5 protein-coding genes are annotated in these 5,484 nt (G+C 45.1%); all 5 read right to left on the bottom strand.

The window, feature by feature from the left end:
* The coding region (locus tag IT291_01400) for an NADP-dependent isocitrate dehydrogenase (protein ID MCC6219878.1) at nt 1-182 on the bottom strand (182 nt) is incomplete at its 3' end.
* A 345-nt stretch (nt 183-527) separates the two neighbouring features.
* Entirely contained in the window at nt 528-1,238 is a 711-nt protein-coding gene (locus tag IT291_01395; GenBank protein ID MCC6219877.1) for a hypothetical protein, read from the bottom strand.
* Between the two features lie 2 nt (nt 1,239-1,240).
* On the bottom strand, nt 1,241-1,900 hold the full coding sequence (locus IT291_01390) for a TrkA family potassium uptake protein (protein ID MCC6219876.1): 660 nt from the start codon (nt 1,898-1,900) through the stop codon (nt 1,241-1,243).
* Between the two features lie 20 nt (nt 1,901-1,920).
* On the bottom strand, nt 1,921-3,924 hold the full coding sequence (locus IT291_01385; GenBank protein MCC6219875.1) for a potassium transporter TrkH: 2,004 nt from the start codon (nt 3,922-3,924) through the stop codon (nt 1,921-1,923).
* Between the two features lie 290 nt (nt 3,925-4,214).
* Nucleotides 4,215-5,396: an ATP-binding protein gene (locus tag IT291_01380; protein MCC6219874.1), complete on the bottom strand. Its 1,182-nt coding sequence runs from the start codon at nt 5,394-5,396 to the stop codon at nt 4,215-4,217.
* Between the last annotated feature and the right edge of the window lie 88 nt (nt 5,397-5,484).

The raw sequence follows: 5,484 nt of genomic DNA, 5'->3' as shown, positions 1-5,484 counted from the left end.
GCCAGCGCCGCCAACTCATCGGGCGCCTTGCCCGCAGCAGCTAGAATGCGGTGAGCTAACGAAATATTTCGCTTTTCAACCACCACTCCAGCCTGCTCGCAAAACGCTTCCACGACTGGCAACAACGAGTAAGTCGCCAGCCGCGGTGCTTCGTCTGTTACAGTGTAAACAATTTTCGTCACGATACTTCTCCTTTCAGGAAAAAAGTTTTTATTCCTCGCGCAAACATCCGTGATGTTCGCTGCAAACGCAAGGAAAAATTTTTCAAGTCTAGCCTAGCCAAAATAAAAAACTAAAAACCTTAACTTTTATAATTTAGGATTGCTTCTCTAGTCCTAGTCTCTACAAAAAGAGCACCTAAAGAACTAAGGCTAGAGAAACAATAGATACTCTACTCTGAGTCAATGTTACTTAGAATGAACAACTATTTCAGCGCGTTTAATACCGACTGATCGCGAGATTAATTAGCTCGGCATATTAAAGCTTGGGCTAAATTAAAGCAAACATTCTACAAAAGTTTTAGTTGGCTACGCTATCCTCACATCGTCTTTGTCTGCTTTCCCAAGCTGCTCCGCAGCCTTACCCCCACTACACAAGTCCATTAACTCATTAACCTGGCTAAATATTTGACTAACATTTCTATTAGGACTCTTCAACGAGCAGCGCCGCAATGTATCGCCAAGGTGAAAGGCGGTTAGAGCGGAATTGATTTCTTGCAGTGGATCTATGGCGTTTACGCGGATGTTATGGATGTTTATCATGCCAACTAGAAATATAAGGATGGACATAAATACTATGCTCCAGGCCCCGGCGGTTCCTAGCTGTTTTGCCTTCATGTGGTCCCGCTTTAATGCTGCACGGTTAATTTTGCTAAGCTGCGAAATGGCTTTCACGGTTTGTCGAATGGCTGTGCGATCTCCGCTAAGTGCGGCCGCATAGGAGTGTTTTATTCGTTCAACGACTGCGGGCTCTTCGATTTCCGTAATGTTTTTTATGGCTCGATCGAGCGCGTTGCTAAAAGCACTCGCGCTAGTCTGAGTCTCGAGCGCATTGGCATCTGCTAAAGTTAGGGCTGTTAGCATATCTTCGCAGGCTTCTAGCGAAGCTTCATTTTCGGCGATTATTTTTTCTATAGCTGGCACCATTCTCACGAAAATCCAAACTGAAGCAAACGACATGAGCAGATTCAGGGAGATGAGGATCCAGGCTCCGGATCGAATGGGTTGAGCGAGCTTCATAGCTAAACTCCCTTTGTGAGCTTAGGGATTGCTGCTTCGCTGGATACGATTATCAGGTTATCCCCAGCGTGAAGTGGTTCAGTTGGCGAAGGGGGCAGTATCTTTCCAGGGCTGCCCCTGCGGATGCCTACTACCATTACTCCAAAGCGCTTAGGAAGAGCGAGCTCTACGAGGTTTTTCCCAATCATGGAGGGCTGAATGCGAATTTCTGTCAGGTGCAGGTCTTCGCCAAGGTTTGTATCCACGACTACTTCTCGGTAGAGCAAGCGATTGGCAAAGCGCTTGCCGAATTCGTGTTCCGGGTTAATCACTTGGTGGGCGCCAACTAACTGAAGAATGCGTTGGTGGAGTTTGTCATTAGCGCGAGCAATTACTACTGGTGCTCCCATCTGTCGAAGAAGGGCAGTGCAGATAATTGAGGATTCTTTTGAATCGTCGCCAATTGCGCAGACTGCCGAGTCGCGCTTACGAGGTTCTAGTTTTGCTAGCTCGTCCTCGTCAGCAGCGTCGGTATTTACAGCTTCTGTAACAAAGGCCGAAGCTTCTTCAACGAGATGCCGCTCCTTATCCACCGCGAGGACTTCTGCTCCTTTTTCGGAGAGCGTTCGAGCGAGAGACATCCCAAATTGTCCAAGCCCGATAATAAGTATTTGTTGAGCCATATAAGAACTCCTAGTTATATTTATGTGAGAGAGACTTTTTCCAAGGGATACCTAGTATCTGAAACACTCTGGTCGTCGCTTACTAGCATAAACATGGTAACTGGACCTATGCGTCCTGCAAACATTGCAAAGATAATTATCAGTTTGCCGATTTCATCCAGCATTGTTGTTGCGCCAGTAGAGAGCCCAACAGTACCCAATGCCGAAGTTGCTTCAAAGATGAGATCTCGCGCCGGTATTTGTTGACTTACTTCCAACATAATAACGACTACTAACCACACAATCATTCCCGAAGCCACTACTGTAACTGCGCGGTAGATGGAGTTAGCGTGAATGCGCCTTTTTTGCATTACTACTTGGCTGCGATTGGCAATAGTTGCGACGAAAGTTAGAGCTAGTAATCCAATAGTGGTCGTTTTCACTCCGCCGGCGGTTCCTCCCGGGCTTCCGCCAATAAACATAAGGGCAATCATCAGCAAGAAAGTGGGACTTGTAATGGTAGCGATGTCTACGGAGTTAAACCCAGCGGTTCTAAGTGTGACAGACTGGAACCAAGCATTTTGAACTTTATCGGTTGCCGAAAGCCCTACCAGCACGCCTTTCCATTCAAAAGCTAAAATAGAAAATGTTCCAATTAGCAGTAATATGACTGTAGTGAGGAGGGCTATGCGCGATGGGATTGGGATGGGTTTCCCCTTAAGCCACTTAGGAATCATTAGGCTTGTAGCAGGAGCTAACCCACCTAAAATAATTAATAGTGCTACTGTGTGGAGAATAAGGGGTTTAGTTTGATAAGATACTAGGTTATCGCTCTGCAGCGCGAAGCCAGCGTTGCAGAATGCCGATATTGCCGTAAATATGCCACGCCACAATGCAAGAAAGAACGATTCGCCGTTAGTGTAAAACAATATTGTTAGAATGGATGCGCCTATTATTTCTACTGCGAAGGTAAATTTAATAATGGTTTGTAGTGAGGTTACTAAATCTTCGTGAGAGGTGTCCGCCATCATAGTCATCAGGCGTTCTTGTTTAAGGCTAAGGCGAGTTCCTAAAACGTGAAGGGCTACTGTGGTGATACTCATGATTCCGAGGCCACCGAGCTGAATTAGGATTAGAATGCACAGTTGTCCAAAAAGCGTAAAGTCAACTGGTGTATCTTTTACTATTAAGCCAGTTACGCATACCGCGCTAACGGATGTAAAGGCTGCGTCGATTACATCGATGTTGCCTTTAGTGGTCGAGCCGGGGATAAGTAAGAGAAGAGTGCCTAATATGCACAGCGACGAAAAAGTTGTAATTAGGACTCGTGCTGGATTATTTATTAGAAAATCCCACCAATGTTCTTCTCTTTCGAGCATAGCGCCGTGGCTAGGGATTGCTGTTAAACTAAGCAAAGTTATGAGAATTACGAGAGCGGCAATTTTTATGGAGGTAAAGAAGCAGAGAGAGATGACTATTGCAAAACTACCGATGGTCGGGAGTACTGAGTAAAGTCTTGAGCTAATTGCCATCGACCAATGAAGGACGAACGCTTGTGCTATTATGGAGGATGCTCCTATTACAAGGACTGCTATGTTCTGATTGGAGGAGCCCATTAGTTGCGGAATTAGAACTACAAACGGCACAACAAACAGTGCGTAACGGGCTCGTTGCAGGCAGCGTTCGGAATGGATGCTGCGCGCGCCTGAGGTACTAATGCGAAAGTCGAGCAATGTAGCTGCGACAAATATAAGGGCTATGAAGGCAGAAAGTGTGGCGAATGGGTTAGTGCGAATATGGGGAAATGCGACTAAAAAGCTAGATACTGCGGCCAGGTTGCCGAAAAGTTTCCCGAGCCACAAACGATGAAATAAGTTTAGGCCACAGAGGAGACAGGAGATTGCTCCTACGCTTGCTAAGGTTAAGCGCCACATTTCTGGGCTTCTTGTTTCTTCTCCTAAAAATGGCAACAATAGCGGCAGGGGAGACAAGGCTATTAACGCTCCCTCTAATCCAACTCTGGAAATGTTTGCACGCGAGTTCATCAGTAACTCAAAACGACACTGTCAGAACGGGCTTTTAATTATTGTAGTTATGTCCGCCTCCGCCGGTTCAATTACCTGTGATTCCATACAATCCACTGACTACGGCGGTAAGCATTTTCGGTTGCTCTGGTTTTAAGGCGCAAATGCGAAAAGCCTAATTACAAAAGCCAGCCACTTACTAACACGAGTGTATACCACTGCCAATAGACAAGAATTATAGTTAGAAATGCGACTAGAATTGTAAAGATAAGCCGGGGCCAGTTTAATCTACTTAACGACATTATGCGTTGCTATAAGCTGCGGATAAATTTTAGAAAGTCGGTATACGGCAATACTTCATAGCCTTCGACAATCCTCGGTTTATTTGCAGTGGAGACGCAGATGCATTTTGCCTTTGGCGCTAGACTTTTTAAAGCTTGGAATCCAGTCTTGAAATCGCTTGCAATGGGGTGGGGTTTACTTTTTATTTCGACGCCAAGTATGTCGCCCTTGGGGGATTGGATTACTAAATCGACTTCAACGTTGTTAGCTGTTCTTAGGAAAGAAAGAGATAGGTCTTTTTCTTGATACGCCGATATCTTTAGTGTTTCATTAATTAAAAAGGTTTCAAAATAATTGCCGAACTCAAATGTCTGAGTTTCAATCTTTAAGCTGAGTCTTTTTTGTAGGGCGCGTAAAACTCCGGTATCAAAAAAATAAAATTTAGGGCTCAGTTTGTGGCGTTTGCGCTCAGAATAAGCAAAAGGCAACAAGAAAAAGCCCACCAGCGTGTCCTCAAGTATCTTAAAATACTCCTTAATCGTAACAGAGCTAATTCCCACGTCCCTAGCGATATTTGAATAATTTAACTGCTCTCCGTTTTGTTGAGCCGCAACTGAAAGGAAACGGATAAATCCCCCGATGTTGCGAGACAGAGCTTCAGTTTCAATCTCTTCTTTTAGGTAAACGTCTACGTATGCGCGTAGGTTCTTAACTTTTGAATCTAACTCTTTGGTGACAATATTTTGAGGAAGCATCCCAAAGGATAAAATATCACTCAGGCTGTAGTCCTTTCCTATTTCAAGGAGCGAAAGAGGATAGAGGTGATAATTCCACGCTCTGCCGGCAAGGAGATTGCCCTGGCCGCGCTTGATCTTTCTAGCGCTTGAGCCGGTTAAAATAAACTTCTGTCTCGCTCCACTGTCAATGAGATACTGCACCTCGTTTAACAACTCGGGAATGCGCTGAACCTCGTCGATAAACACGTGACTAATGCTGTTATCTAGTGCGGCAACCTCTTCGCGCAAGAGCTCCGGAGTAGCAGCCAATCGCCTAAATTCATCGCTTAAAAGTAAGTTGTAGCCCCTAAGGCCCTTTGCCGGAAAGCTCTGCTGGATTAGCGTAGTTTTCCCTGTCTGCCTCGGTCCCAGTAGAAAAAAGCTCTGCGATGCTGGCAGCTTAATCTCCCTCCTTAGTAACCTTAAAATATCCATGGTATATTTAAGGCATGCTTGTTAATTTTGGTCAAGTAGTAACGCAATTGTAATCGAATGAAGGAACGAAACGCCTTGCTCAGCTAAT

The sequence above is a fragment of the Deltaproteobacteria bacterium genome (genome assembly GCA_020845775.1).
Classification (GTDB): Bacteria; Bdellovibrionota_C; UBA2361; order SZUA-149; family JADLFC01; genus JADLFC01.
The sequence above is the reverse complement of the archived record's forward strand: the minus strand, read 5'-3'. Positions and strand labels throughout refer to the sequence as shown.